The 24,778-nt window shown below is 59.8% G+C and carries 29 protein-coding genes, 1 tRNA gene and 2 pseudogenes; 18 read left to right on the forward strand and 14 right to left on the reverse strand.

Annotated elements, in window-relative coordinates:
• Positions 1-22: 22 nt before the first annotated feature.
• From TUZN_RS10565 to TUZN_RS10605, 9 genes are all read right to left on the reverse strand, one after another.
• The gene (locus TUZN_RS10565) at positions 23-1,282 is read right to left on the reverse strand and encodes a proton-conducting transporter transmembrane domain-containing protein (protein ID WP_013680963.1); all 1,260 of its coding nucleotides are present in this window, start codon (positions 1,280-1,282) and stop codon (positions 23-25) included.
• A complete protein-coding gene (locus tag TUZN_RS10570) occupies positions 1,279-3,168 on the reverse strand; it encodes an NADH-quinone oxidoreductase subunit 5 family protein (protein ID WP_013680964.1) in 1,890 nt (629 codons plus the stop codon). The genes TUZN_RS10565 and TUZN_RS10570 overlap by 4 nt, the downstream gene beginning before the upstream one ends.
• On the reverse strand, positions 3,165-4,625 hold the full coding sequence (locus TUZN_RS10575) for a complex I subunit 5 family protein (protein WP_013680965.1): 1,461 nt from the start codon (positions 4,623-4,625) through the stop codon (positions 3,165-3,167). Before TUZN_RS10575 ends, TUZN_RS10570 begins: the two co-directional genes overlap by 4 nt.
• Positions 4,622-4,918 carry an NADH-quinone oxidoreductase subunit K gene (locus tag TUZN_RS10580; RefSeq protein ID WP_013680966.1) on the reverse strand — a complete coding sequence of 99 codons (297 nt, stop codon included), beginning with the start codon at positions 4,916-4,918 and terminating at the stop codon, positions 4,622-4,624. The genes TUZN_RS10575 and TUZN_RS10580 overlap by 4 nt, the downstream gene beginning before the upstream one ends.
• Positions 4,915-5,343, reverse strand: a complete 429-nt coding sequence (locus TUZN_RS10585) for a hypothetical protein (RefSeq protein ID WP_013680967.1) — start codon at positions 5,341-5,343, stop codon at positions 4,915-4,917. Before TUZN_RS10585 ends, TUZN_RS10580 begins: the two co-directional genes overlap by 4 nt.
• A 102-nt stretch (positions 5,344-5,445) precedes the next feature.
• Complete coding sequence (locus TUZN_RS10590; RefSeq protein WP_013680968.1) at positions 5,446-6,003, reverse strand: PaREP1 family protein; 558 nt, start codon at positions 6,001-6,003, stop codon at positions 5,446-5,448.
• A gap of 234 nt (positions 6,004-6,237) precedes the next feature.
• On the reverse strand, positions 6,238-6,774 hold the full coding sequence (locus TUZN_RS10595; protein ID WP_013680969.1) for a NuoI/complex I 23 kDa subunit family protein: 537 nt from the start codon (positions 6,772-6,774) through the stop codon (positions 6,238-6,240).
• A 2-nt stretch (positions 6,775-6,776) separates the two neighbouring features.
• Positions 6,777-7,790 carry an NADH-quinone oxidoreductase subunit H gene (locus TUZN_RS10600; protein WP_013680970.1) on the reverse strand — a complete coding sequence of 338 codons (1,014 nt, stop codon included), beginning with the start codon at positions 7,788-7,790 and terminating at the stop codon, positions 6,777-6,779.
• Between the two features lie 29 nt (positions 7,791-7,819).
• Entirely contained in the window at positions 7,820-9,034 is a 1,215-nt protein-coding gene (locus TUZN_RS10605; RefSeq protein ID WP_052886257.1) for an NADH-quinone oxidoreductase subunit D, read from the reverse strand.
• Positions 9,035-9,175: 141 nt separating this feature from the next.
• Between TUZN_RS10605 and TUZN_RS10610 the strand changes: the two genes are divergently transcribed.
• The 3 genes from TUZN_RS10610 (at position 9,176) to TUZN_RS10620 (ending at position 10,902) form a co-directional block, all read left to right on the forward strand.
• A complete protein-coding gene (locus TUZN_RS10610) occupies positions 9,176-9,442 on the forward strand; it encodes an AAA-associated domain-containing protein (RefSeq protein ID WP_013680972.1) in 267 nt (88 codons plus the stop codon).
• A gap of 150 nt (positions 9,443-9,592) precedes the next feature.
• Positions 9,593-9,883, forward strand: a complete 291-nt coding sequence (locus tag TUZN_RS10615) for a hypothetical protein (protein WP_013680973.1) — start codon at positions 9,593-9,595, stop codon at positions 9,881-9,883.
• A 23-nt stretch (positions 9,884-9,906) separates the two neighbouring features.
• Complete coding sequence (locus TUZN_RS10620; RefSeq protein ID WP_013680974.1) at positions 9,907-10,902, forward strand: AAA family ATPase; 996 nt, start codon at positions 9,907-9,909, stop codon at positions 10,900-10,902.
• A gap of 386 nt (positions 10,903-11,288) precedes the next feature.
• On the opposite strand, the gene TUZN_RS10625 is transcribed toward TUZN_RS10620, so the two are convergent.
• The 3 genes from TUZN_RS10625 to TUZN_RS10635 form a co-directional block, all read right to left on the reverse strand.
• Positions 11,289-11,519, reverse strand: coding sequence for a DUF504 domain-containing protein (locus TUZN_RS10625; RefSeq protein WP_237698234.1), 231 nt, complete (start codon positions 11,517-11,519; stop codon positions 11,289-11,291).
• Between the two features lie 28 nt (positions 11,520-11,547).
• Positions 11,548-12,096 (reverse strand): ADP-ribose-binding protein, encoded by a 549-nt coding sequence (locus TUZN_RS10630; RefSeq protein WP_013680976.1) that lies wholly within the window; start codon positions 12,094-12,096, stop codon positions 11,548-11,550.
• A 254-nt stretch (positions 12,097-12,350) separates the two neighbouring features.
• A tRNA-Met gene (locus TUZN_RS10635) sits at positions 12,351-12,445 on the reverse strand.
• Between the two features lie 780 nt (positions 12,446-13,225).
• Between TUZN_RS10635 and TUZN_RS10640 the strand changes: the two genes are divergently transcribed.
• Entirely contained in the window at positions 13,226-14,140 is a 915-nt protein-coding gene (locus tag TUZN_RS10640; RefSeq protein ID WP_052886258.1) for a DUF3782 domain-containing protein, read from the forward strand.
• Here the strand turns inward: TUZN_RS10640 and hypF are convergent.
• Positions 14,137-16,380: a carbamoyltransferase HypF gene (gene hypF / locus TUZN_RS10645; RefSeq protein ID WP_013680978.1), complete on the reverse strand. Its 2,244-nt coding sequence runs from the start codon at positions 16,378-16,380 to the stop codon at positions 14,137-14,139. The two genes, TUZN_RS10640 and hypF, sit on opposite strands and share 4 nt — an antisense overlap.
• 165 nt (positions 16,381-16,545) lie before the next feature.
• Here hypF and TUZN_RS11570 point away from each other — a divergent pair, with 165 nt between their 5' ends.
• The 14 genes and pseudogenes from TUZN_RS11570 (at position 16,546) to TUZN_RS10705 (ending at position 24,158) form a co-directional block, all read left to right on the forward strand.
• Positions 16,546-16,668, forward strand: a complete 123-nt coding sequence (locus tag TUZN_RS11570) for a hypothetical protein (RefSeq protein WP_013680979.1) — start codon at positions 16,546-16,548, stop codon at positions 16,666-16,668.
• Positions 16,669-16,788: 120 nt separating this feature from the next.
• Positions 16,789-17,853 carry a HoxN/HupN/NixA family nickel/cobalt transporter gene (locus tag TUZN_RS10650; protein ID WP_013680980.1) on the forward strand — a complete coding sequence of 355 codons (1,065 nt, stop codon included), beginning with the start codon at positions 16,789-16,791 and terminating at the stop codon, positions 17,851-17,853.
• Positions 17,854-17,918: 65 nt separating this feature from the next.
• On the forward strand, positions 17,919-19,199 hold the full coding sequence (hypD, locus tag TUZN_RS10655; protein ID WP_013680981.1) for a hydrogenase formation protein HypD: 1,281 nt from the start codon (positions 17,919-17,921) through the stop codon (positions 19,197-19,199).
• A gap of 2 nt (positions 19,200-19,201) precedes the next feature.
• Positions 19,202-19,549, forward strand: coding sequence for a HypC/HybG/HupF family hydrogenase formation chaperone (locus TUZN_RS10660; RefSeq protein ID WP_052886259.1), 348 nt, complete (start codon positions 19,202-19,204; stop codon positions 19,547-19,549).
• Between the two features lie 54 nt (positions 19,550-19,603).
• Positions 19,604-19,819, forward strand: a complete 216-nt coding sequence (locus tag TUZN_RS10665; RefSeq protein ID WP_013680983.1) for a hypothetical protein — start codon at positions 19,604-19,606, stop codon at positions 19,817-19,819.
• Positions 19,800-20,330 (forward strand): hypothetical protein, encoded by a 531-nt coding sequence (locus TUZN_RS10670; RefSeq protein WP_013680984.1) that lies wholly within the window; start codon positions 19,800-19,802, stop codon positions 20,328-20,330. Before TUZN_RS10665 ends, TUZN_RS10670 begins: the two co-directional genes overlap by 20 nt.
• Complete coding sequence (locus TUZN_RS10675) at positions 20,309-20,530, forward strand: hypothetical protein (protein WP_013680985.1); 222 nt, start codon at positions 20,309-20,311, stop codon at positions 20,528-20,530. Before TUZN_RS10670 ends, TUZN_RS10675 begins: the two co-directional genes overlap by 22 nt.
• 51 nt (positions 20,531-20,581) lie before the next feature.
• Positions 20,582-20,848, forward strand: a pseudogene (locus tag TUZN_RS10680) (nicotinate-nucleotide diphosphorylase); the annotation flags it as partial.
• A 95-nt stretch (positions 20,849-20,943) separates the two neighbouring features.
• Positions 20,944-21,252, forward strand: a pseudogene (locus TUZN_RS11130) (HEPN domain-containing protein).
• Entirely contained in the window at positions 21,237-21,671 is a 435-nt protein-coding gene (locus TUZN_RS10685) for a nucleotidyltransferase domain-containing protein (RefSeq protein WP_013680988.1), read from the forward strand. Before TUZN_RS11130 ends, TUZN_RS10685 begins: the two are co-directional and overlap by 16 nt.
• A gap of 320 nt (positions 21,672-21,991) precedes the next feature.
• Positions 21,992-22,600 (forward strand): energy-coupling factor ABC transporter permease, encoded by a 609-nt coding sequence (locus TUZN_RS10690; RefSeq protein ID WP_013680989.1) that lies wholly within the window; start codon positions 21,992-21,994, stop codon positions 22,598-22,600.
• Positions 22,597-22,908, forward strand: coding sequence for a PDGLE domain-containing protein (locus TUZN_RS10695; protein WP_013680990.1), 312 nt, complete (start codon positions 22,597-22,599; stop codon positions 22,906-22,908). The genes TUZN_RS10690 and TUZN_RS10695 overlap by 4 nt, the downstream gene beginning before the upstream one ends.
• A complete protein-coding gene (locus tag TUZN_RS10700) occupies positions 22,889-23,482 on the forward strand; it encodes a hypothetical protein (protein WP_013680991.1) in 594 nt (197 codons plus the stop codon). The genes TUZN_RS10695 and TUZN_RS10700 overlap by 20 nt, the downstream gene beginning before the upstream one ends.
• On the forward strand, positions 23,463-24,158 hold the full coding sequence (locus tag TUZN_RS10705) for an energy-coupling factor ABC transporter ATP-binding protein (RefSeq protein ID WP_013680992.1): 696 nt from the start codon (positions 23,463-23,465) through the stop codon (positions 24,156-24,158). Before TUZN_RS10700 ends, TUZN_RS10705 begins: the two co-directional genes overlap by 20 nt.
• On the opposite strand, the gene TUZN_RS10710 is transcribed toward TUZN_RS10705, so the two are convergent.
• Complete coding sequence (locus tag TUZN_RS10710) at positions 24,155-24,679, reverse strand: PaREP1 family protein (protein ID WP_013680993.1); 525 nt, start codon at positions 24,677-24,679, stop codon at positions 24,155-24,157. The genes TUZN_RS10705 and TUZN_RS10710 overlap by 4 nt on opposite strands.
• Positions 24,680-24,778: the final 99 nt, after the last annotated feature.

A 24,778-nucleotide genomic window follows, 5' to 3' on the forward strand; every position in this document is an offset into this window, starting at 1 on the left:
GATAAAGCTGTAGGTTTTCAAATTAGGGTATGAGCGCGGCCAGTAGCAGAGGCGCGGCGACGCCGAGGACCACCGCGAGCGTCGAGGTGAGCACCGAGGTGGCGTTGTCGGCGCTGGGGCCAGCCGCCTCGACGATCTGCCTAAAGACGCGTAGGTAGTAGGGAGTCGCCAGGGCGCTGTTGAGTATCACGAGGACGGCGACGCCCGCCTGGCCCAAGGCCAGCGACAGGAGTATGAGCAGTAGCTTGGGCCAGAAGCCGAGGAGGGGCGGCAGGCCGAGCAGAGACAATACGTTGACTGCGTTCGACAAGACGCGCCTCTCCGGGACCGTGTCGGCGTGCTTGACGGTAAGCGCGCCGAATATGCCCGCCTTGCCGAGGCCCGAGGTCAGACCCTCCAGCACGATCACTAGCGACGCCACGGAGAACGCCGACATATTGCCCACGAGAGGCAATGAGACGAACTTGTTGCCGAAGTAGAACACAAGCGCGGCGGCGGCCACGGCGTAGGACATATGCGCGATGGAGGAGTACGCCAAGATGCGGCCGAAAGTCCTCGCCGTGAGGCCAGCCACGTTGGCGAAGGTCATGGAGGCGAGTGATGCCACTAGGAGGGCGAACGCGGCCGGCTTGGCCATGGGGACGACGTTGAGGAGAGTCAGCAGGACCAACAACGGCGTCAGCTCGCCGAATATGGTCAACGCGGCGACGCCTCTAGGCGTGGACAGGGCGAACGCGTCTACCATCCAGAGGTGGGCCGGCACGAGGCCAAGCTCGAAAATGAAGCCTATTGCGAGCACGACCCAGCCGAGGGTAGGCGATACGTAGAGGGCGAGGGGGAAGCCGAGCACCATCAAGGTCTTGCCCACGGCCGAGAATATGAGGTACTTGAGAGCCCCCTCCACGTTCTCCCTTTCGCGGCCCGACGCGAGCAGGCCATATATGCTGGCCGTCGACACCGCCAGTGCGGCCAGCCCCGCAAAGGCGTAGTAGACCGCCTGTTGAGGAGCCGCGACGACCCTATAGTAGGCGTAGGCCGCCAGGGCCGTGGACGTAGCCGAGAGGCCCAAGGCGAACCCCAGCCCCCCATAAGGCCAATCCAAGGCGAAGGCTATGGCCACCACGCCGAGTAGCGTGAAGAAGAACGCAGCCTCGGGCACGAAGAAGGCCATGGCGAACACGGCTATCCCCATGGCGGCCGCGAGGTAGCGCCCGTCCACCTTAAGCGCGAGGGGCGCAAGCGCGGCGAAGGCCAACACGACGAGGAAGAACGGGTCGATCATAGCAACACCAACAAGACCAGCACTAGGAGGCCGGCGATGGCGTATAGGAGATACCAGCTGATGCTCCCGGTCTGCAGACGCCTAAACGCGGCGGACATCCTGCCGAAGGCCCAGGGAAGCGCCACGTGGTAGAGGTTGTCTATCACGCCGCGGTCGACGACCCAGTAGATCAAGTGGGCCAAGTTGTGGTATATCCACACGAGGACCCCGTCGTAGAGCCACGGCAGGTAGAACCTCCTATAGCCTATCCTCCAAAGCGGGGTCAAGGCCCTGGACCTCACGCCTGGCCTCAAGACGTAGAGCGCCAGCGCTACGGCGAAGCCTGCGAGGAAGGCGAGGAAGCCGGGAGACGCGACCAGTCTCGTGACCTCGTCGGCGTAGAGGTACGCGAAGTAGCCGCCGACCCCCAACGCGGCCAGGGCCAGGACGGTGTAGGGGACCCACATGATGGGGTGCGCCTCGTGGACGTGTTCCTTAGGCTCGGGGCCGTGGACCAGCGAAAGGCCGAGGAGCCTCAGCCCGTAGAGCGGGGCGAGGAACGCTATGAGGCCGGCCACCAAGACGCCTGAGAACCCCACGGCGTCGAAGCCCGCCGATATGTTGTCGACCGCCATCTCCTTGGTGAAGAACCCGGCGAACGGCGGCGTGCCGATCAGCGAGAGCATGGCCAGCCAAAGCGCCAGGGAGGTCACCCTCATGTAGTTGCCGAGCCTGCCGACGGCGCCGAGGTATTTAGTGCCGGTCTCGTGGATCACAGCGCCGTATCCCATGAAGAGAGGCGCCTTGGAGATCGCGTGCCCCACGATCTGCATAAAGGCGATCCACAACAAGGCCGTAAGCGCCGCGCCGCTCCCCACGAGACCTGCGCCTCCCGCCGCGGCGGCTATAATGCCCAGATTAGCCGCGGTGGAGCCCGCCAGAACGAGCTTGAACTCGTCCACAGTCAGCGCTATTATCGAGGAGAGGATGGCGGTCAACGCGCCGAATACAAGAACGGCGAGGAAATACGTCTGCGCCCCCTGCACAGACGCGAATATCGGCGCCGTGACTATGAGCAGGTAGACGCCGGCGTTTACCATAGTCGCCGCATGTATCAACGCCGAGACGCTCGTCGGGCCTGTCATCGCGGTCAGCAACCACTCTGTGAACGGGAACTGGGCCGACTTCGTCAAGGGGCCCATCAAGAAGAGGAACAACGGAAGCAGGCCAAGCGCCGAGATTGCGTGTCCCAGCCTGAGCAAGCCGGAGAGCTGGACGGTGCCGACGGCGGCGAAGATGTAGGCGAGCGACACAAGGAAGGCCGAGTCGCCGGTCCTAATCGTGAGGATCGCGCGGAGGCCCGCCTTCGAGGGAGGCCAGGCGTAGTCGACGAGCGCGACGCGGTCGCCCGGATGGCCCACCCACTTCACGTCCGGCTCGTCGTCCTTATACCAGTGGCCGATAAGGGCCCAGGACGCGAGGCCCACGCCCTCCCACCCGACGAGGAGGAACCAGAGGTTGTCGGCATACGTGATTATGAGCATCGACGTGGCGAAGAAGCCCATGAAGAACCAGTACCAGCCAGGCCTGTAGTCGCCCTCCATGTACTTTACGCTGTAGAGCACTATGAAGAAGACCAGCCAGGCTACAAGCATCCCCATCACTCCGCTGAACTGGTCCAGATGGAGCGAGATGTAGATCCCCAGCTGGGGTATCCAGGGCACCGAGTACGTCTCGGTGTAGATGCCCGAGACTGGCGGCGAGTAGGCCAGGACGGAGAAGACCGCCGACAGGAAGGCGCCCGCGACGACGAGCCAGGCCTTGGCCTTCTCTCCGGACACGAAGAGGCTGAGGATAGACGCTATCAACGGCAGGAATACGGTGAGGAACACGTACTCGGAGTTCATAGGCCAACCGGGATGAGGTGGTTTTGTACGTATACGCTTATGTTAGTCCAGAGGCTCGACGACATCGGCGGCAGGAACAGTAGCACGGAGAGGAGCGCGGTTGCGACGATAGCAACCAACGCTGCGTCGTATGGGCCCGCGCCGCTTACCTTGGGCGGCCCGAAGAAGACGTTCTTGATTGTGGTGAACGCGTAGATGCCCGTCACGACGAGCATCGCGGCGAAGGCTATATATAACTCTATATACTCTATACCGAGATAGGTCTTGACCAGCGCCACCGCGAGGGTTATCTCGGATATCATGCCTATTGTGAGTATGCCGGCCAAGTTCAAGAAGCCCACTATGGCGGCCCCCGCGAGGGCCGAGTTCCAGCCGTATAGGCCGCCCATCCTGTCCACGTCGCGGGTGTGGAGGTGCATGATGAAGTAGCCGGCGGTCATGAAGAGGACGGCCTTGCCCAGGCCGTGGCTGATGTATATCAACGCGGCGGCGGTGAGTCCGAAGACGTTGTGGAGAGAGAGGGCGAGGAGCATATAGCCCATCTGGCTCACGGTCGAGTAGGCGAAGAGCCTCTTGATGTCGCTCTGGACGTAGGCCATCATGCCTCCGTATATGGCGGTGGCTATGCCGTACCACGTGAGGGCGGGGAGCCAGCTCTGCGGCGTTATGGGAAGGGCCACGACCGATATGACATAGCCGCCGAAGCCGACGAGCACGGGCGACAGGAGGGCCGACAGCGGCGTCGGGGCCTCGGCGTGTACATAGGGTAGCCACATATGGACGCCGAGGGCGGCCATCTTGATGAAGGAGCCCAGCAGGACCAGCAAGACTGCGAGGTAGAGAAGCGTCTTGGGGAGAGCCCCGGCGGCTGTGGCGGGCACCGGGACTGAGGTGACTCCGTGGAGGTACAGCACTATGAAGCCCGCCAACATGAGGAGCGCCGCTACGTGGGACCAGACCAGGTACATTACGGTTATCCTCGCCCTATCGCCGTAGCCGTAATACAGCACCTGGAAGAGGGAGGCTATCAGCGCGACCTCTATGAAGATGTAGATGCCGAAGAGATTCCGCGCCGCGAACGCGCCGGCCAGTCCGCCGAGGAAGAAGCCGTAGGTGAGGTAGAATATAGTGTTCCTGACGCCGAGCTCCTCGGCCCTATGCTCCATGTAGGGCGCCGAGAATATGGCGACCATTATGCCGACGAGGGCCACGGTGAAGACGTAGGCGGCGTTGTATGGCTCGAGATACAGCGCGAAGATGGACCAGAGGCCTGTTCCGACCGAGGCCGCGTACCTCGAGCCGCCGAATAGGGAGAAGGACGATAGGGCCAGCAACGGCAACAACGCGACAGCGCTTATGTAGGCCGCCGTCTGCGTAGACCGCCTGGCGGCCGCGTACGCTGCCAGCGAGAGGGCCATGGGCAACAATATCGAGGCGTAGAGCGCAAGGCCGGTCATGGCCTATCTCTGCCCGACCTGAACTCCTCCAGGTCTGTGGTCTTGGCGGTTGCGTACGCCCTATATATCACCGCTCCTATGATGGCCACCTCGCCGGCGGCCATGGATATAAGCAACACCAACGCCCAGAGGCCTACGGAGGGCGCGGCCGATAGGACCGGCGCGAGGGCGGCGAGAGCCCCCACGACTACCACCTCGATCGCGATGAGGAGGCGCACCATGTTCCTGCTCGCCGCAAGGCCGTAGAGCCCCACGGCGATCAGCACGAGCCCGACGGCGATTGCGGCGATCATATCCTCTTCGCGACCTCTATGGCCACCACTAGCGACGAGACCAGGAGGGCCGCTATTAGGGCGAGGAGGTCGAAGTTGGGCTGTAGCTCCTGGCCCATCTGGGGCGGCGGCGCTTGCGGGATCAAGGCCCACAACAGCAGGGCGGCGGCGACGGCGAGGGCGGCCACGGCTATCTTGTACCGGCGCGGGTATTCGAAAAAGCCGCCGTACATTGAGGCGGTGACTATCACCATGAGTATGACCGAGCCTATATAGACGACGAAGACCAAGAAGGACGCCACCACGAGCCCCATCAAGGCGTAGTACGCGGCCACTGTGGCGGCCGAGAACGCCAAGCTCAGGGCGGCCACGGCGTTGTCCTTGACCAAAACCGCGAGGATGCCGAAGACTAGGGCAACCGCCAGAATTAGATATTCCAGGAACATGTAGGGCGTGGAATAACACCCTTTTAAATAATTCTTGAGTCGAGTGCAAAAAAGAGTTAACTCGCCCCCAGGATCTGCGACCGACGCGGCTCCTACCGGCGATTAGCCCGTCGACAGCCCTCTCCTCAGCTCTTCCAGCGCCTTTTCCAGCTCTTCGCCCCATTTGGCTTTTCCTTTCAAGGCTTCTGCCCTCTCGGCAAGTTCTCTCAACAGCAGAACCACGTCGTAAGCGGCCTCGCCGCTATTTCTGTATTTCGACAGAGCCATATCCGGATCCGGCCCGTGGTACTGGTAGTCGTGTAGTTTAAGAGCTAGGGCAGTGCCGAGGGCAATTTTAGCGTGTCCAACCTCCTCAAGCATCTGCGAGAGGGCGGTCATTCTGCTGGTGGGCACACGGGGCACCGCCGTAGACTCAAGCCAGCGCCTCTCCTCCTCGCTTCTCGCCACGGCCTTCAGTCTCTCCAGCTCCAGCCTGAGGAGAGCCGCCATTAGGGCTCTCCACGCCTGGAAGGCCTTCCCCGCGGCGTTTCTCACCAGACCGCGGCGGAGAAACTCAAGGGCCAACCCGGCCTCCACTAAAGCCTCCAGAAGACGGGCAGAGACGTAGTCCTCGGCAGAGGGCTTGGGAAGAGGCCTCTCAAGAACTTCGGCAGAGACCATGTCAACATTCGTAGAGCGGATGGAATAAAAGTTTTTGGCTATGTCGTTCCGTTTCCGAGATGCAGTCGGCGCGAGCCTTCGCTGGGAGGCGCGGCCATCCGGCCTGTACGCCTACCGTCGCATATGGCTACGGCCTCGTGATACGTCCTTGCGGGGTCCGTGAAATACCGATCTCCGGCAGGTTCTCGCCGGGGTCTGGAGACCGAGGCGTCGGGGATCGCCTCAGCCAAAAAGTTAGCTCTCCACGACGGGCACAGAGGGGGCCGGCGGGAGCGGCTTGTGCTCGCCGAGTTCGCCGACCCTCACCTTGACCACACGCCCTTTGGAGTACTCGTGGACTACCTTCACCACGTGGGGGACCAGCTTGGGCACCTGGGGCGGCTTCCTCATCATGTCCGGGGTGTACATCATGTCCTCATGTCTGTAGAACGCGAAGTCTCTGATGTCGGTGGGGTAGAGGGCGTAGGTGGGGCAGGCGTCTATGCAGTAGTGGCACATTATGCAACGGCCGTAGTCTATGCCGGGGTAGCGCCTCCCGTTCTTCTCCATATACATCTTTATGGCGTTTGTGGGGCATATCCTCGCGCATATCATGCAAGAGGTGCACCGCTCGGTCCATAGCCCGATCCAGCCCCTCACTCTGCCCATATAGTCGGGCACCTCGTAGGGGTAGTATATGGTCAGCCTTTCGGGCTTTATGGTGTATTTGACGCCAAGCCCTATGACGTCTAGGACGGCCTTTATGGCCTCGCCGATCTTCTGGCCCGCCATGGTCACAACAGGAAGTACTCGGCCGCAGAAACGGCGGTTGCGGCGAGCGCGATCGTCAAAAGCCAGCGCCAGCTGAAGGACAGCGTGTGGTCGAGCCTAGCCACCGGCATGACGGAGCGTAGGAAGACGAAGAAGAGCATCAGGGCGAACGTCTTGATCATGACCCAGGCCGCCGCGGCGAGGTTGCCCCACACGTCGGCGGGCCAGGGGCCGGGCGTTATGGGGGCCCACCCGCCGAGGAACACAAGGGCGCCGAGGAGCGAGTAGGAGAACAGCGCTATGTAGATGCCGCCGGCGTAGGTCAAGGCCAGAAATATGGAGGAGAAGTCGCTGTAGGGCCCCGTGGCCACGTCCCCCTCGTAGTCGGCTATCTCGAAGGGGAAGCGGCTTGTGGCCATCGCCACGCCTATGATGTAGACGATGAAGGCAAGCGGGTTGTAGATTGCCCCCACTATGTAGGTCTGTTTCGCCACGATCTCTATGGGGTCTATGGTCTTGTAGGTGAGGAACATGCTGGCGAAGGCGTCGAGTAGCGGTATCTCGTATGCGGCTATTATGAGGGCCTCTCTGGCGGCGCCTATGTAGGCGAAGCGGTTGTTCACGGCCCAGCCAATGCCCACCACTATTATGAAGAGGTAGAAGAGGATCGCTAGGGCCATCACTATGCCGTAGTGCAACGAGGGCCTGGAGAGGAGGGCGAGGTAGGGCGAGAGCGGCACCATGAAGGACGGCATGAGGGCCAGAGTCACGAAGAGCGGCGGGAGCGCCACGAACAACACGCGGTAGGAGTCGACGGTGATTATGACCTCCTGCATGACGAACCTCACCGCGTCGGCTATCAGCTGGAAGTAGCCGCCCAGCCTAGGCGATATGTGGAAGGGGCCGACGCGCATCTGGACCCTCGCCGCTATCTTCCTCTCGGCCCAGACTATCGTGAGGAGCACTATCGTGGACACCACCGCGTCGAAGAGAAAATCCCACAGGCGCGGGGAAAGGAGCCAGGAGGGGATCTCCATAGCCCTACGTAAAGAATCCCCTTTTTAAGTTATCTATCGGCTTCCGGCGGGAAGAATCCGAAGCTGCCGTAGATGGCCGGCAGATCCATGAGCCTGGCGCCTACTGTGGCCTTCATGAAGGCCCTGAGGTTCTGCCAAGAGGGCGTCGAGATCCTGACTCTGAAAAGCCTCTCGGTGCCCGACCCGAAGACTTGGAAGAAGTACCGCCCTCTGCCGCCCTCCGTCACGCCGGTGCCCTCGGCGAGGTTCGTCGTCGTGACGTAGTAGCCGCTCATCCTCACTATCTCGTTGAGCATCTCCCGCTCCTTGGGGGGTATCTTGTGCGTGGCGTTGTGGCCGACCAAGGGACCGTCCATGGGCATCGACTTGAGCAACTGCCTTATGATCTTGGCGCTCTCCCTCACTTCGTCTATCCTGACGAGAGTTCTGGCCAACGAGTCGCCCTCGTCGCGGACCTTCACCTCCCACTCGACCTGTTTATACATGCCGTAGGGCAGATCGCGCCTCGCGTCCCAGTCCACCCCGGATCCCCTCGCCCCGGGCCCCGTCGCGAGGTACGCCGCGGCGTCGCTTTTGCTGAGGTAGCCCACGTCCTTAAGCCTGTAATAGCCCACGGGGTTCTTGACGACCAGCCTGTAGAACTCGTCCATCTTCCTTTCCAGGAAGTCCAGAAAGCCGGCCAGCCTCTCGTAGAAGACCTTGGGCGGCGCCCTCCTAACGCCTCCCGGCAAGACCCAAGTCGGCGTCGTCCTGGCGCCCGTGGCTATGGCCCAGAGGTTGGTGAGGAGGTCGCGGAGGCCGAAGCCGTACATGAAGCCCGTGGACGACCCTATCATTATGGCGTGGAGGGCCAGGTCGTAGAGGTGGACCGATATCCTGCTCATCTCGCCGAAGAGGGTCCTGAGGTACTCGGCCCTCTCGCTGACGTCGTAGCCCAGCATCCTCTCCACCGCCATGGAGTACGCCCAGGTCACGTTTATGGCGTCGGGCAGAGACAGCCTCTCGAACAGAGGTATGTTCATCATGAAGTGGCGGGTCTCGCCCAGCTTCTCCATGGTCCTGTGGACGAAGCCGGGATCCGGCCTTATATCCACTATTATATCGCCGTCGAGCTCCACGAAAAAGCGGATATGGCCCGACGTCGGGTGTTGAGGCCCGAAGAGCAGCTCCAAGGTCCGCCTGCCGCCGGGGCCCGCCTCGACCTCTTTGAGGACCATGCCGTACTGCTCCATCCTAAGGCCCATGGAGATATACAAACCCTATAAAAATATCGACTTAGCCAGACGCTGAGGGCGGGAGGGCGGCCGGGAATTTGTCCATCGACGCGCCGGGGGCTCCGCACGCCGTCGGGCATAAGCTTATAAAGATAATATCGAGCCCATTACGTGGAAAACGTAGACGCCGATAGTCTGTTAGGCCTCCTAAAGCTCGTCCTCGACTTCGGGGGGAGGGTCCACATAAGCGAGCTGGCGAAGAGCCTGCACTTGACGCTGGACGAGCTGTACCACGTACTGAACACGGCGGAGGGCCTAGGCGCGGTGAAGGTCCAGGACAACCAAGTGGCGCTGACCCGTAGAGGCTTGGAGATACTGAAGATGAGGTTCGGCGACGTCCACCACATGGTGAAGCTCAGGGCAGAGGAGTTGATCTAATAGCTACCTCTCCTTTTCCAGATCAAGCGCAGTTCCAATAAACATACATTATTATTTATTTTTATTTTCCTTAGATAATTTCTCAAATATTAGTAAAAAACCGTTTTTGTCGGGAAAGAAATATATTTATTTTGGAAACTTTAAGGGCCAGTGATCCCCGAGGAGCTCGCCGAGTTCGCGGAGGACTTAGCCAGGCAGATAGCCAGATCTGCAAAGGCAAGGGGGGCCACCCTGGAGGAGGCGCTGTACTACGTCTATCTGTGCACCATAGGCGTCCTCAACGACGAGATGGAGCGCGTGGAGGTCGTCAAAGGCCGCCGAGGCGTGTCGAAGCGTCTGCCCCCTCCCGAGCCGATAGCAGAGGAGATCCTTATGTGCGTGAAGGAGTCTCTCGAGACCGGGAAGCCCAAGATAGAGAAGTACGACTACTACGCTTTTTAACTGGTGCCCCACCAGTTACTGGTATGGCACCAGCTACCTGCGGCCTATTCGACATACGTCCGAAAGCCGACAGGAGATACGTCTTCGGGAGGGATCGCGAGATAGACGAGCTGGAGCGCCTCCTGAACGCCGGCTTTTGGCCGGTCTTGTTGGGGCCTAGGAGGGTCGGCAAGACGACTCTGATGAAGGTGGCCGTGAATGAGTTGAACGGGATATATATAGACGCCTCGACAGCGCCGAGCCTCAAGGCGCTGGGCTTGAGGCTCATCGACGAGGTGAGGCGCGTGGGCATGAGGATCAAGCTCAACCTATCGGTCCTCCAGATAGAGATAGAGAGAAGGCCCTCGGCGACTTTGGAGAGGATCCTCAAGGAGCTCGGAGACGTGGTGATAGCCGTCGACGAGGTCCAGAACGTGGTCAGCCCCCGGCTGCCCGCCCTCCTGTCGGTACTCTACAACGAGGCGCAGGTGAGGTTTCTATTCAGCGGATCTCTGGTAGGCACCATGAAGCTCATAATGAAGAGCCCCGAATCTCTGGGGAGGCCGCTCGTCAAGGTCGAGCTGAGGCCCTTCAGCCCGGAGGAATCCGCGGAGTTCTTGAGAAGAGGCTTCGGGGAATGCGGGGTGGAGGTCGGCGATGCCGAAATAGAGGAGGCGGTCGAGGAGCTGGACGGCATTGTCGGCTGGCTCACCTACTACGGAAGCTTGAGGGCAAGCGGGAAGAGGCATAGGGAAGCGCTGGCCGCCCTCTCCGAGACGGCGAGAGAGCTCGTGAGGAGCGAGCTGGGGAAGCTCGGCAGACACGAGCTAGCCATATACAAAGCCCTGGCCGCGTTGGGGAAGGCCAGGTGGGCCGAGATAAAGAAATTCGTCGAGGCCCAGATAGGACACGCGCTCGACGACAAGACCTTCAGCGTCGGACTAAAGGCACTAGCCAATATGTACCTAGTGAGGGAAGTAGATAGAGGCCTCTACGAGGTTGTAGACAAGTTTATGGCAGGAATAGCAAGGACACTATAAATATAAAATAGATTATATAATATATATTAAGAATAAATATTTAGTACTTCTATAAATGAGCAGTTGCCTAGATACAAGATAATTAGGGAAATACGTATGTTTGGTCCGAATAAGTTAACGAGTTGAGGTGTCTCGTCTGGGGTCCCGCCCAGCGGCGTTTCTTCGGCGTATTTTGCGCCGGGCCTCTCGGCGGCATGTACAGGAGCATCTGCAGATCCGGCCGCCGTCTTATCCCGCCGTGTTAGCTGGCACCAGCTAACACTGGGCGTAGATGAACGGCGTTCTGCTACGCCGCGTCAATTCTCCCGGCATGGCGCCGTTTACCTGAAACTCCGGCGTGTGTTAATGCCGGCGGAGTTGAAATATTGTCTGGACCTCGGCGGCTGTTAACGGCGTCTTTTCAGGAGGGTTCTGCCCTCGCCGTCCCTTATCTCGACCACTCTGTGGTAGGGTATGTAGGCGCCGGACTTGGTGGTGAAGCCGCCGCGGCCTATCTCCTCTAGGTCTTCGGTGGAGATCTCGGCGACGTCTCCAGGGGAGCCGCGGTTGATGTAGACTATCGAGCCCCTCTGCCCCGTCCACTTGAGCTTGTTCAATATATTCCTGATCGGGTTCACCACAGCTCCGGCGCCCGGCCTTAAAAGCCTACCTGGCCCCGAAAACCCGCCGGAAGGCCTCGACGTACGTCCTATAGGCCTCCTCGCCGTATAGGCAGACTATAATCCTCTTGACATTTTTCAGCCTGGGCGCGGCGCGCCTCACGGCCTCGGCAGTCAGTCTGGCCGCCTCGCCGTAGGGACAGCCGAATATGCCGGTGCTTATGGCGGGCAGAGCCACGCTTCTGAGGCCGAGCTCCTCGGCCTTCATTATGGCGTTCTCCACGGCCTCCCCTATCTTCTCCACCGGCTCGACGCCGCATCTAGGCCCCACCGCGTGTATGACGTACTTGGCCTTAAGCCTCCCGGCGCCCGTGACGGCGACGCCGCCGACAGGCACGGGGCCGTGTCTCCTCACCCACTCTCTGCTCTCCTCTTGGATCTCGTAGCCGCCCTTCCTCACTATGGCCCCCGCCACGCCCCCTCCGTGCTCCAGATAGGAATTGGCGGCGTTCACGATGGCGTCGGCCTCCAGCTCGGTTATATCGCCCACGACCAGCTCCACGGAGACCCCCGGCGCCGCCTCGAACCTCTCCACACACGCCGACGCCTGCCGAGTTAAATAGATTGCGCCGGCGACCCGCCGAAAGCCCGCCGCACGCAATCCGCAACGCGGTCTGGGGATAGTTAAACTAATGTCGGGCAATGAAGCAGTAAGGAAGATGTCGAGGATAGCTCCAACAGGCGGCAGAGGCGGATCGTCCTAAAACTAGCAGAAGGACTCAGCATAAGGTAACCCCCTCCTTTACCCTATGTAGTTTTGCGATTTTGTAAATGAAGATAGAAATCCTATAGCGGGGCCGGGATTTGAACCCGGGACCTCGGGGTCTCACAGGGGGATGTCCCCCCTATGAGCCCCGCGGCCTACCTGGCTGGCCTACCCCGCTCGCGGCCCTCGCCGCCTCCGGGGTCCAGAGGCGGCTCATCCGCCTCTATTTTTTCCTCTGTTTAAAAGCTTTACCGGTTTTCAGCTACGCCCGCAAGGACCGCGCCCATGCGCGGATCAATACGGTTCGCCGAACCGAGTCTAGGGGCTGGCATGCGGCGTTGTCTCGAGCCTCGCCGGCCTCTCGCCGATGCTCAAAGCCGCCGGGTCGCGCAGGTCTTTTCAAGACAGCCGCGCCGACGGGGCCGGCTCGGATCTGCCTGCAGACCGGCCGTGCATGCCACCTCCTCCGCCTTCCGTCGGGCGTTGATGGCCGGTCTTAAAGGAGGGGCGGCATCCCCCTGTTTGTGTCCGGCCCGATCATATCCGTCTCTCTGCTCTACTCTCCTCGTTGAGAGATCCCGAATTATCGCTTGCATATCTGTAACTTGAGGTAGTCGCCTAGCAAGTCCTCTCTCCCCGCGGCCTCGCGCTCCTTGTAGACAGTCTCAGCGATGCCCTCCAGCCCGGCCACGCCGCTCCGCGTGTAGTCCCTTCCTCTTCAGCAACTTAATTACGTACCTGAGAAAAGGGATGGAATGAGATGCGCCCACGCCCAGCCCCCACAGTTATTATTAATAAAATAATTAACACTATGCTAAAAATTGCGGCGTGAAGCCCTCATCGAGGGTCTTTAAGGCCTAGGTAGCAGACAGCGTATGCTGAGTGGTGATATGTGTTTTCAACCGCCTAGAAGCGAATTGCCAAAACATGTTTTTATATTCCCATATCGTATGTGTCTGTGTCTGTTGCCGAGGAGGTGAGGCGCATTTTGCTGGAGCATCCTGAGATACTAGTGGAGGTTCTGACCGCCAGGCCTCACATTGTGTACGAAGCCCTCGCCAAGCTACTCCCTTGGGAAAGGCTATTGAGAGAAGTAGAGGAGATCAAGAACAACATGGCAACCAAAAGAGAGCTAGAGGAGATTAGAAACACGATGGCGACGAAGGAGGATCTAGAACGATTAGCCACAAAAGAGGAGCTACAGAAGTTAGAAAAAAGGCTAGAAGAGGTAGAGAGCAGAATGGCCACGAAGGATGATTTAAAGACATTAACCACCAGAGAGGAGCTGGAGGACATAAGGAGCAGAATGGCGACGAAGGAAGATCTAAAGGCCTTCGCAACTAAGGAAGATTTGAAGATATTTGCCACTAAGGAGGATCTAAAAGTCTTCGCCACTAAGGAGGACTTGAAGGCTTTTGCTACCAAGGAGGAGTTGCGGGCTGAGATTAGGAAGTTGTCTATACAGATTACGGCCTTGGGGGCGCGGTGGGGTGTGTGGAGTGAGGAGGCTTTTAGGGAGGGGGTTAGGGAGTTGCTTAGGGAGGCTGGCTACGCGGTGGAGCGGTGGACGTACTTCGACGAGAGAGGCCAGGTCTACGGATACCCAAGCGAGGTGGAGCTGGACGTGGTGGTGAGGAACGGGGTCGTGTTAGTGGTGGAGATCGCCTCCGCGGTTAGGCGCGGCGATTTGCCATATGTAAAGAGGAAGGCGGAACTGTATGAAAAGGTGTCTGGGAGGAGGGTTGAGAGAGTGATTCTAGTGTCGCCGTTTATACACGACAAAAACCCGGACTTCGTGCGCGCCCTGGCCAAGTCCTTGGGTATAGATATCTTGAGCCCTGCGGAGCAGGTGGAGCCAGGGGCCTCGGGCTAGAGGTAGGTGGCGTAGTAGACCTGGCCCAGGGCTATCCCCCCGTCGCCCGGCGGGACTCTCCTGTGCTGGACAAGGCGCAGTCCACAGCGGGAAGCCTCCTCCGCTATGCCTCTTAAAATGATGTCGTTTACAGCGGCTCCTCCGGAGACGGCCGCCACGCCGACGCCCCTCTTGGCCGCGGCGTCGCAGGCCCAGGCCCCCAGTATCTGGCCGAGCCTCAGCTGTACGCCGTATGCCACATCTCTCACCGAGGCGCCTCTCCTCGCCGCCTCCACAGCCTCTGCGAAGAGCTCCACTTGATCCTCCGCGTGGAACTGGAGGCCGCCGCCTCCACGCGCGGCGGCTTCGAGCTTTATGGCGGGCTCCCCCTCGTAGGTCCTCTCCCAAGCTACTCCGAGCGCCGCGGCGACTGCGTCCAGAAATCTACCCGCGCTGGATGTCCACGCCCTGGGGCTCTTCAACTCCTTCTCCACGAGGGCCAGCTCGGCCTCGCCGCCTGGTAGGTAGAGCGCCAGGCCCCTTGGGACCTCGCCGAGGGCCGTGTGGAAGTACGCAGCGGCCATCCTCGCCGGGCGGAGGGCCGCCAAGTCGCCGCCGGGCATGGGGACGTAGGGGAGGTGCCTCTCCCTCACGTAGCGCGTCCCCTCGACGTAGAGCACCTCCCCGCCCCACGCCGCGCCGTCCTCGCCGTACCCCACCCCGTCTATGGCAACAGCCACAAAGGGCTCGTCGACGCCTCCGTCGGCGGCGGCGGCGAGCGCGTGGGCGTGGTGGTGCTGAACTTGGCGCGCCTCAGCGCCGAGTTCCTCTCCCCACTCTCTACACAGCCTCACGCTGTTGTATGCCGGGTTTTTATCGCAAACTAGGAGGAAGTCCCTTAGCCTATAGGCGTCGGCGAACCACCTAAGCTCTCTGTCGAGGTCCTCCAGCGCCTGGAAGCTGTCGAGGTCGCCGATGTACTGCGTCAAGACGGCCTTGTCGTTAAAGGCCACGGCGCCCGCCGTCTGCAGATCGGCGCCGAAGGCCACCACCGGCTTTTCGAGCCTCCTCGGCATTTTGATCCAGGCCGGGGCGTAGCCGCGGGATCGGCGGATGAACGTCGCCACGCCGTTTGTGAACCTCACCACGCTGTCATCCACCCTGTGCACGATCTCTAGGTCGTGGTCTAGGACGTAGTCCACCACGCCCCTCAGTCTCTCCAAGACGCATTTCAAAGTGGTGCACATAGGCTCCCCGTGTACGTTGCCGCTGGTGGCTATCGCGAACCTATCGTCTATGTTTGACAAGAGGATGTACTGGAGGGCTGTGTAGGGGAGGAAGATCCCCTCCCTATCGAGGCCGGGGGAGACGAGGGGGGACGCCGGGGAGTCCTTCCTCTTGGGCAAGAGGACTATGGGCCTTTGGGGAGAGGCCAGGAGCTCCGCCGAGCTCTCGTCGACCTCGACCAAGCGCCTCGCAGTCTCTAGGTCGAGCGCCATGACGGCGAAGGGCTGGCTGGGCCTCCTCTTCCTCCGCCTCAGCTCCGCCACGACGGAGTCGTCGCTCGCCTTGGCGAATATGTGATACCCGCCGACGCCCTTCACCGCCACTATGAACCCCCTCGACACGAGCTCGGCCGCCTCCAGCACCGGGTCCGCGGCGTCGACGGCCCTGCCGGAGGGCTCCAGAAGCCTCACTCGCGGCCCGTCGTGCTTGCACGATATGCCTTGGTAGAAATACCGGCGCAGGCCCCCCACAGACGGCGTGGAGTACTCCTCTCTGCAACGGGGGCACATGGGGAAGGCCGCCCAGCTCGTGTTCTCCCTGTCGTAGGGGAGCCTCCTTATCACGGAGAAGCGGGGGCCGCAGAAGCTACAGGAGTTGAAGTAGTAACCCCTCCTCCTCTCGTCGCCCCCCTTGAGGACCTCCCGAAGGCACTCGTCGCATATGGCCATGTCGGGCGGTATGTTGGAGGGGGCCCGCGCCTCCTCGCCGCTTTTCAATATCTCGAAGGCCGCGTAGCCCCGCGGCTCGGCCCTCTCCACCACCAGCTCCTCCAGCACTATGGCCCTCGGCCTCCTCTCTCTAAGGACGTCTACGAACTCCCGGGCTCTCTCCCCCTCGACGAATATCTCCACCTCGCCGCCTCCTAGGTTCTTCACGTAGCCCCTCACGCCTAGGCTATCGGCGAGCATCTTCACGTACGGCCTAAAGCCGACCCCCTGGACTATGCCGACGGCGTATATCCTAAATGCGTCCACAGACACCTGCCGGTGCAGTTATTAAGCCGTTGCCTCCGCGATCGCCGTGCTACCTTAATACGAATGAAGGAATACTTATAAGGCGTCCCGCTACTTCGGCTGTGGCATCTAGACGGCCTTTGGTGAGGCTCTTCGCCGAGAGTGCAACGGCGAGCTACAGCTTTCATGAAAAACGGCGAGATATACGCCATAGGCCCCGCCGAGGAGGTATTCGCCGAGGAGGTAATAGAGAAGGTGTATGAGGTGAGGCCCAAAATATTGAGGGAGCATAGAGCGATATTGTTCTAGCTACGACTGGACCGGCGGCTTGCGCAAGGGCCATCCGTGCCTTACGTAATCGGCGCGTGTAATCGCTTTCCGTAATACTGAAAACAAGATTTATTAATACGAGGCGAGACGGGCGGATTGATGGCGGTTCCCAAGAAGATCTGGCAAATCGCCTTGTTTTACGCCGCGATAGCGGCGATAACCGCGGCTCTGGTGTTGTGGCTAAACGGCCTCGCATCCCTCGTGGGGACTGTGAAGTACAAGGGGCATCCCATGACTATATTTGCGCTCGGCATCCTGGCATATATGTTCGGCCTCAGACACGCCCTCGACGCCGACCACCTCGCCGCCATAGACAACAGCACGAGGAAGCTGGTGCAGGAGGGGAAAGACGCCAGGTTCACCGGCCTGTTCTTCTCCCTGGGACACTCCACGGTGGTTATACTCCTCGCAGTCGCCTTGATGTTCAGCGTAAGGGCCGTGGCCTCCGCCATACCCGAGCTCGAGAACGTGGGCTCTGTGGTGGGCACCTTGGTGAGCGGAGGGTTCCTGTACATAATCGGCCTCCTCAACTTCTTGGTCTTCTTCGAGATATACGAGATATTCAAGCGCATGAGGAGCGGAGAGCTAGACGAGGCTAAGCTTAACGAGCTGTTGCTCAAGAGAGGCTTCATGGGCAGATATTTCGGCAAGCTGTTCAAGATAGTCGACAAGCAGTGGTACCTCTATCCTATAGGATTTCTCTTCGGGCTGGGCTTCGACACTGCGTCGGAGACGGCGCTTCTGGCCATATCGGCGATAGCGTCGGCCACTATAAGGATGCCCATATACATGTTGCTCGTCTTCCCGTTCCTCTTCACAGCGGGGATGGCGTTGGTGGACGCAACAGACGGCTTCTTCATGTCGTCCGCGTACGGCTGGGCTTTCAGCGATCCGTTGAGGAAGGTGTGGTACAACCTCACGACCACCATAATCTCCGTAATGGTCGCGTGGGTGGTCGGGACGCTCGAGCTCTTAGGCCTTATCCAGAGCGAGTTCAACCTAGCCGGGCCGTTCTGGGATTGGATAGCTGCCGTGAACGGGGATGTGTGGTGGGGCAATATAGGGATTATAATTGTATCTATATTTGCTGTAACATGGATCTCATCTATTATAATTTATAAATTTAAAGTAAAGCAAGTAGCTATAAATATACCTAAGGCCTAGGGGCCGCCTCAAGGCTTTTCACGAAAATGAAAACGGTTTTTTAGTACAGCATCGCCAATAGGGCCGTGTCGTGCGTCTCGCTTCCCGAGAACTTCCCCGTGCCGCCTACCTTGGACTGCTGGAAGTGCCCCGTGATGAGGCGGGAGATGGCCGCAATCGAGCTCGCCTTCAGGCGGAAGACCGCCGTCACCTCGACGCTTATCCGTAGCATAAGGAAATACTCGGAGGAGCTCAAGGCGAGGGATAGGGACTATGTCTACAAGGTTATGGACTTCTGCGGCACCCATGAGTGGACAATTGTCCACTTCGGCCTGAGGAGTCTCTTGGGCAAGGCCGGGGTGGACAACGTGGAGCTCGTCGCGGGGCCGGGTTGCCCCGTCTGCGTAACGCCTTCGTACTACATAGAGCAGTCCATAAAGCTGGCGTTGGAGGGAGTTGTCATATATACCTACGGCGACGTCTTTAAGGTCCCGGCGTTGAGGCCCGTTAAGGGGGCGCGCACGTTGGCCGAGGCGAGGGCGTTGGGGGGAGACGTCAGGATAGTCCACTCCTTCCTCCACGCCATCATGGACGCGAGGAGGCACAACAAGCCTTCGGCCTTCGTCGGGATAGGCTTCGAGACTGTGGCGCCCGGATATTCCGAGGCCATACTCAAGGGCCTTGTGCCGGGCCATCTCAAGCTCATGCCGCTCGTCAAGCTGACGCCCCCCGCCATGTTCTACACGTTAGAGGTCGTGAGGGAGAAGCCGACAGATTTCCCCATAAGCGGCGTGATAGCGCCCGGCCACGTCTCCACTATAGTGGGCGGCAAGGCCTGGCGCCCCGTGGCGGAGCATTTCGAGATACCCGTGGTGGTGGCGGGCTTCGAGCCCAACGACGTCCTCATGGCCGTAGCCGAGATATTGAGGCAGTTGGCCAGAGGGGAGCACAAGGTGGTAATTGAGTACACAAGGGCAGTCACCTGGGAGGGAGACTTAAAAGCGCAGTCCTCTATACGTACCGTGTTCGAGACCGTGGACTCCGCCTGGAGAGGGATAGGGTATATCCCCAAGAGCGGCCTTGCCTTGAGGGACGAGTTTAAGGAACACGACGCCCTCGAGTACTTCGGGATTCCCGACCTGACGCCGGAGACCTGGCGCTACGACCTCCCGGCCAACTGCAAATGCGCCGAGGTGAACTTGGGCAAGGCCAAGCCGACTGACTGCCCCCTCTTCATGAAGGCCTGCACCCCCGACAGACCGATAGGGCCGTGCATGGTGTCTGTAGAGGGCACGTGCGCCATATGGGCGAGGTTCGGCGGCGGGGGCCTCGCTGAGGAGATAGCCAGGGAGGTCGGGGCGTTGTAGCCATGTGCTGGGCGGTCCCCTCGGTGGTGACCAAGATAGAGGGAGGGGTGGCTTGGGTCGATCCAGGCGACGGCGTGGAGAGGCCGGCCATTGTGGGAATAGACGAGGGGGCGTTGCAGCCCGGCGACCTCGTGATGGTCCACGCCGGGGTCATAATAGCCAAGGTGGACCTATCCACTTTGAGGGAGAGCATGGAGATGTGGAAGCAGATGGCGAGAGAGCTGGCGGCCTCCACGGGTGAGGACCCCGAGGCCGCCGCCAAGATGATCGAGGAGGAGATGTGGAGGGTTCTCAAGATAGCGGAGGAGGCCAAAAGCGGGAGGAGGGAGTCGGTGCGGCAACTGGCTTGACGGCCGCCGTCCGGCCGCGGGGTCATCCTTTTAACCCTCCCGGTTCAGTTAGACGTGGAGGAGGTCCTCGACGCCTTCGAGGAGGCTAGGAGGATTAGGAGGGAGCGTGCGGATTGGGCCTTCATAGATTCTCTCCCGCCGAAGTTGAGAGCCGCCCTTAAGTACTACGTGGAGACGGGGGATATCTACGTGGCGTCGCGCATCGCCGGCCTCTCCGTCGATGAGTTTAACGAGCTGAGGATAAAAGCCCGTGTCCCCAGCGTCACGTGAGGCCGTAGCCGACACGTCGTTCTTGGTTGACTGGGCCAGATACTCCAACAGGGACTTGTTGTTCGAGCTATTCGACGTGGTGCACGTCCCCGAGTCTGTCCTTAGGGAGATTAAACTGCCTCCGGCGGTGGATTGGGTCGCCGAGAGCCTCGCCTCGGACAAGATGGCGCTGTTCACCGAGACGCCCGATCTAGAAGAGGAGGCCCGGAGGATCATGGCCATGAGCAGGTCGAGGCCGTTGAAGAGGGTGGATTTCCCGGAGGCCGTCTGCCTCGCCGCGGGGCTGAGGTTCGGGTATGTTGTGTTGACCGAGAATGGCGGCGCGTACTTCGCGCCGAGGGTCCTCGGCATAGCGGTGGAGGTCTGGAGGGCGTTTGAGGCCATCGTCGAGGCCTGGCGGGCGGGGCATATCTCCGACGTGGTGGAGGAGCTGAGGAGGTACGAGAGGGAGACGTTGCATTTATTTAGGCGGAGGGACTGGGAATATATATGTCGATTGACGAGGTGCTAGAGTGGGAGGAGGAGGCTAGGAGGATTAGGAGGGAGCGTGCGGATTGGGCCTTCATAGATTCTCTCCCGCCGAAGTTGAGAGCCGCCCTTAAGTACTACGTGGAGACGGGGGATTTGAGGTTGGCCCAGGCGCTGGCCGGCATGGACTACGAAGATTTCAGAGAGCTGATCAGAAGGGCTAAGATCCCCGTCGTCTTGTAGTAAGTTGCCAGATCAAGGCGAGCTGTCTTAAGTGATGGGCTTTACGAGAAGGTGGAGGTCGAGGTGTCGGCGTACGAGGACGCCTTGAGGGCCTTTAGGGCCGGCGCCGACGCCATACTGCTCGACAACATGAGGCCTGCCGAGATAATGCAAGTCGTGAACAAGTTGAAAGGCAAAGTTCTGCTAGTGGCTGGCGGGGAGATCAACCCGAGCAACGTGGTCGAGTACGCGAGGACGGGCGTCGACGTGATATCGAGCGGCTATATAACCCATAGCTCGCGGGCACTCGATCTGTCCATGGACGCCGAGAGGATATAACCCTTCCGCGTAATGCTTTTAAGCAATTCTCAGGAAAAGCAACGGAGATCTGGCTGGATAAGGCGAGCCGGTATAGGGATTACGCGTTGCGTAATTTGGAGATAGGGGCTTACGACCTCGTGTGTTTCTTGGCGCAACAATAGGCCGAGTTCTCGCTCAAGGCGTTCTTGGTTAAGGAGACCGGCGCCAGGCCGTTGACGCACAGCCTATACGAGATGGCGAAGAGGCTCGCCCAGATCAGAGGCATTGGGCTAGACGAGGGCGTTGCCAAATGCGCTAAGTTCCTCGAGCAACACTATCTGCAGGCCAGGTATCCCGACGCGAGGATAGGCGAATACGAGCGTTGGGAGGCGGAGGAATGTATTAAGTGTATGGAGTCGTTGTGGCGATGGATAGGTGGATAGAGCTAAACAAGGCAAGGGAACGCGAGCTTTCGGAGATCTTGAGAGAGTTCGTATCTCGCCGTTGCGGCGAGGCCGACGTCGTGCTCTTCGGATCGAGGGCGCGCGGCGATTTCCACGCCTTGAGCGATTGGGATATCGCCTTGATCTCGCTGGAAGGCGCCTACGTTGTGATCCAGGAGGAGTTCGGGCAATCGGTCCGAGTGCCCGTACAACAAATAGACGAGTTGCTTGAGGAAAGCGCGTTGATACTCGACGTAGCTCACGACGGAGTCCTGCTATGCGGCAGAGGCGACTACTGGCAACTCCTCGTCAAGAAGGCCAGAGAATACATCGCCAAGAGGAGGCTGGTTAGAACAAGCGCTGGGTGGTTCCCGCTCGCGGCCCAACGCCAGTTGCCAGACCGCGGGCGTCTCCTCTAGATATCTGCCCTCCTCCGGCTATCGGGGCGTCCCGAGGGCCTACTCGGCGATCGGCACTCGCGCAATCGGCAACGCCTACTGGCCTTTTCCCAAATCCGCCGGACAGCCCGGTCGGCCTTGAGGCCGCCTTACTGGCTAGGGCGGGCCAGGCCTCGGGCTCTCCGCTTCTGCCTCTCCTCAAGCCCTCGACGACCGGGAGGCGTTCGAGACCTCCTTCCGAGACGTCTCGCCCCCGATAGAGATCGTCCCAAAATAGGCGGCTATTAGAACTTTTCATCATATTGAAAAAGTGATATAAAAATCCAATGTATGTATTACCCATGCACATACCCGACGGGTATTTGGACCCGATCTCGGCCGGAGTGACGTGGGCGGCTATGCTGGGCTACGGCTATTACGCGTACAAACACAGCGATCTCTCCAAAAACATGGAGATGATCTTGGCGCTGGCCGCGGCCATATTCGTCGCCCAGATGCTGAACTGGCCCATCCCCGGGGGCACTTCGCTCCATCTAGTGGGCGGGGCGCTGTCGGCGATTTTGGTCGGGCCCTTCGACGCCTTCTTCGTTTTGTTGCTAGTGTTGGTGGTGCAAGCCTTGGTTTTCCACGACGGCGGCATAACGACGTTGGGGGCCAACGTCATCAACATGGGCGTCGTGGCGCCCTTAGTGGGCTACGTCGTCTATAAAGCGCTTAGGCGCTACGGCAAATTCTGGGCGGCTCTAGTGGCCGGCTGGGCGAGCATAACGGTGGCCGGCTTCGCCGCAGGTCTAGAAATCGGCCTCAGCCCCGCCTTCCCATACGGCGTAGCTATAAGCGTCCCCGTCATGACTATGTGGCACGCGTTGCTGGGGATCGTGGAGGGCCTCATAACGGCCCTCGTGGTCGTTTACCTATCCAAGAGGGCGCCTCAATACGTGAGGCTATGAGGAGGCTCGTACTGCTCTTGATAGTCCTCGCGCTGATATCGCCTATATTCGGCGTATGGCTCGCCAACTTGATAGGCTACCACGAGCCCCTAGACGTAGCCGCTGACATGATAAACGAGGCGGCAGGCCGCCCAGTCCTCCAGGATATAAGATATCAGATCAACTGGACGCCCTTTATAGACTACACAGTGCCGGGCCTGCCCGACTGGGCCGGATATATAGTCTCGGCGTTTATAGGGCTGGCCATATACTACGTCCTATACCAAGTGTTGGTGGCGAGGAGGAGACGTGTTAAAGGAGTTCGTTGAGGAGCTGACCAAGGCGGTCTTGGCCTTCGAGAGAGTTAGGAACCCCCACCCCTCTCTGCCTTACCTTTTCACAGCGGCCACCGTCGCCGCGGCCTTCTCCCCCGACCGCTATATGTCCTTGGCGTTCGCCGCGGCGGGGGTCATCGCGGCGTGGAGAGGGCGCGGCTTGAGGGAATGGGGCGTCGCGACGGCTATGTCGGCGGCCTTCGCGTCCTTGGTATCCCTCCCCACCTTGTTAGGCCTCATATCCAGCAAGGTGGATCCCGCTCTCTTCATATCTAGGGCGACGGGATCGGCCGCCGTATTGGTGGGCGGGCTCCTGTACTGTGGCTGGAACGGCTTCTTCGACGCGTTCAAGAAGCTACTGCCCCGCGATTTGGTCAAGCTGTTCGGGCTCCTGCCGCCGTATATATACACGTTGGGAAGAACGGCGATAGCCGTGGTGGCCGCAAGGGAGGCGCGCACGCCCGATTTCGATAAAAAGGCGTACGCCGCGGCCATAGGCGATATAATAATATACAGTATCGAGAGGGGGAGAGCCTTGAGGATGGCGTATGAGGCGAGAAGTCCTTAAGGCTTTGGGGGTAGAGTTCGGCTACTACAAGGAGCCCGTCATAAAGGGAGTGGATCTCTCGGTGGGAGAAGGCGAGGCGGCGGCCGTATACGGCCCCACGGGCTCGGGCAAGACCACCCTGTTGCTCCTCCTAGCCGGTTTGCTGAAGCCTTGGAGGGGCGAGATCTACATCATGGGGGAGAAGCTGGACGAGAACAACGCGCGGAAGCTCCGGGGGCTAATAGGCGTATCGTTCCAAAACCCCGACGATATGTTCTTCAACGACACGGTTCTGGACGAAATCGCGTACACGCCCTCGAGGCTCTACGGAGCCGGGGAGGGCCTCAAGGCGGCGAGTGAGGTAGCCGAGATTTTAGGCATAACGCACCTCCTGGACAAGCCCCCCTACAAGCTCAGCGGAGGCCAGAAAAGGCTTGTGTCCCTCGCCGCCGCTATAGCCCATAGGCCCAAGTTGCTCATACTGGACGAGCCCACGGTTTATCTAGATGAGGAAACGACGGAAAAGGTCGTAAGGCTTATAACTAAACTGAAGGAGGAGGGCGTAGCCATCGTCTTGGCGACACACGACTTGGAGCTCATATGCCGCGTAGCCGACAAGACGTACGTCCTCGAGGGCGGGAGGTTGGCTGAAGGCAACCCTCTGGTCAAGAGAGGTTTATGTATCTGCAGAGCTTAAATCCGCCCGGGCTTCTCCTCAGAGCTGCCGGCCTCTCGGGCTAGTGGTTCCCTCAGTTTTTCAATTCCTCTTATTAATCTCGCCACGTCTTCTCTAGCCGCCTCGTCGTCGCGGTATCTGCTAAACACGCCCTCCTTATCAGGTCCATTATATTGATATTCATGTAGGTTGAGCGCTATATCTGTATACATCAGTAGCTCGTCCCCGTATTTCCTCGCCAATATTTGGGCCACGGCCCTGACCCTAGTAGACGGCATAAAGGCAATTATCCAGTCAATCTCGCTGAGTCTCTTGCCGTTCCGGAGCTTCTTGGCGCCTCTAAACGCCTCTTTCAATATGTCCCTCTCCTTAAGGGCTAAAGCCGCCAATAGCGCTTTCCATGCCCGATAGGCTTTCCCGGCGGCGTTTCTACACAGACCCTCCTCTAAAAACCTCCTAGCCAGCTCCGCCTCGTACAAGGCTTCAGCCAGCCTCGCCTTCAAATAGCCCTCCTCGTCTCTCCACGGCTTCACCAGCTCCACCGCCTAAATGAGGCGCTTAGATATAATAAATCTTTAGCGACAGCCCTGCCTGCGGCCGACACAGAGGAACGGTTGGTAGAGGCGTGCGGCTAGCGAAAG

Origin of the sequence: Thermoproteus uzoniensis 768-20, assembly GCF_000193375.1 — an archaeon.
Lineage (GTDB): Archaea > Thermoproteota > Thermoprotei > Thermoproteales > Thermoproteaceae > Thermoproteus > Thermoproteus uzoniensis_A.

Excerpts from the sequence above, each read along its gene's own strand:
- TUZN_RS10565 (WP_013680963.1), bottom strand. The coding sequence starts at position 1,282 with ATGATCGACCCGTTCTTCCTCGTCGTGTTGGCCTTCGCCGCGCTTGCG.
- TUZN_RS10570 (WP_013680964.1), bottom strand. The coding sequence starts at position 3,168 with ATGAACTCCGAGTACGTGTTCCTCACCGTATTCCTGCCGTTGATAGCG.
- TUZN_RS10575 (WP_013680965.1), bottom strand. The coding sequence starts at position 4,625 with ATGACCGGCCTTGCGCTCTACGCCTCGATATTGTTGCCCATGGCCCTC.
- TUZN_RS10580 (WP_013680966.1), bottom strand. The coding sequence starts at position 4,918 with ATGATCGCCGCAATCGCCGTCGGGCTCGTGCTGATCGCCGTGGGGCTC.
- TUZN_RS10585 (WP_013680967.1), bottom strand. The coding sequence starts at position 5,343 with ATGTTCCTGGAATATCTAATTCTGGCGGTTGCCCTAGTCTTCGGCATC.
- TUZN_RS10590 (WP_013680968.1), bottom strand. The coding sequence starts at position 6,003 with ATGGTCTCTGCCGAAGTTCTTGAGAGGCCTCTTCCCAAGCCCTCTGCC.
- TUZN_RS10595 (WP_013680969.1), bottom strand. The coding sequence starts at position 6,774 with ATGGCGGGCCAGAAGATCGGCGAGGCCATAAAGGCCGTCCTAGACGTC.
- TUZN_RS10600 (WP_013680970.1), bottom strand. The coding sequence starts at position 7,790 with ATGGAGATCCCCTCCTGGCTCCTTTCCCCGCGCCTGTGGGATTTTCTC.
- TUZN_RS10605 (WP_052886257.1), bottom strand. The coding sequence starts at position 9,034 with ATGGGCCTTAGGATGGAGCAGTACGGCATGGTCCTCAAAGAGGTCGAG.
- TUZN_RS10620 (WP_013680974.1), top strand. The coding sequence starts at position 9,907 with ATGGCACCAGCTACCTGCGGCCTATTCGACATACGTCCGAAAGCCGAC.
- TUZN_RS11570 (WP_013680979.1), top strand. The coding sequence starts at position 16,546 with ATGAAAAACGGCGAGATATACGCCATAGGCCCCGCCGAGGAGGTATTC.
- TUZN_RS10650 (WP_013680980.1), top strand. The coding sequence starts at position 16,789 with ATGGCGGTTCCCAAGAAGATCTGGCAAATCGCCTTGTTTTACGCCGCG.
- TUZN_RS10660 (WP_052886259.1), top strand. The coding sequence starts at position 19,202 with ATGTGCTGGGCGGTCCCCTCGGTGGTGACCAAGATAGAGGGAGGGGTG.
- TUZN_RS10675 (WP_013680985.1), top strand. The coding sequence starts at position 20,309 with ATGTCGATTGACGAGGTGCTAGAGTGGGAGGAGGAGGCTAGGAGGATT.
- TUZN_RS10685 (WP_013680988.1), top strand. The coding sequence starts at position 21,237 with ATGGATAGGTGGATAGAGCTAAACAAGGCAAGGGAACGCGAGCTTTCG.
- TUZN_RS10690 (WP_013680989.1), top strand. The coding sequence starts at position 21,992 with ATGCACATACCCGACGGGTATTTGGACCCGATCTCGGCCGGAGTGACG.
- TUZN_RS10695 (WP_013680990.1), top strand. The coding sequence starts at position 22,597 with ATGAGGAGGCTCGTACTGCTCTTGATAGTCCTCGCGCTGATATCGCCT.
- TUZN_RS10705 (WP_013680992.1), top strand. The coding sequence starts at position 23,463 with ATGAGGCGAGAAGTCCTTAAGGCTTTGGGGGTAGAGTTCGGCTACTAC.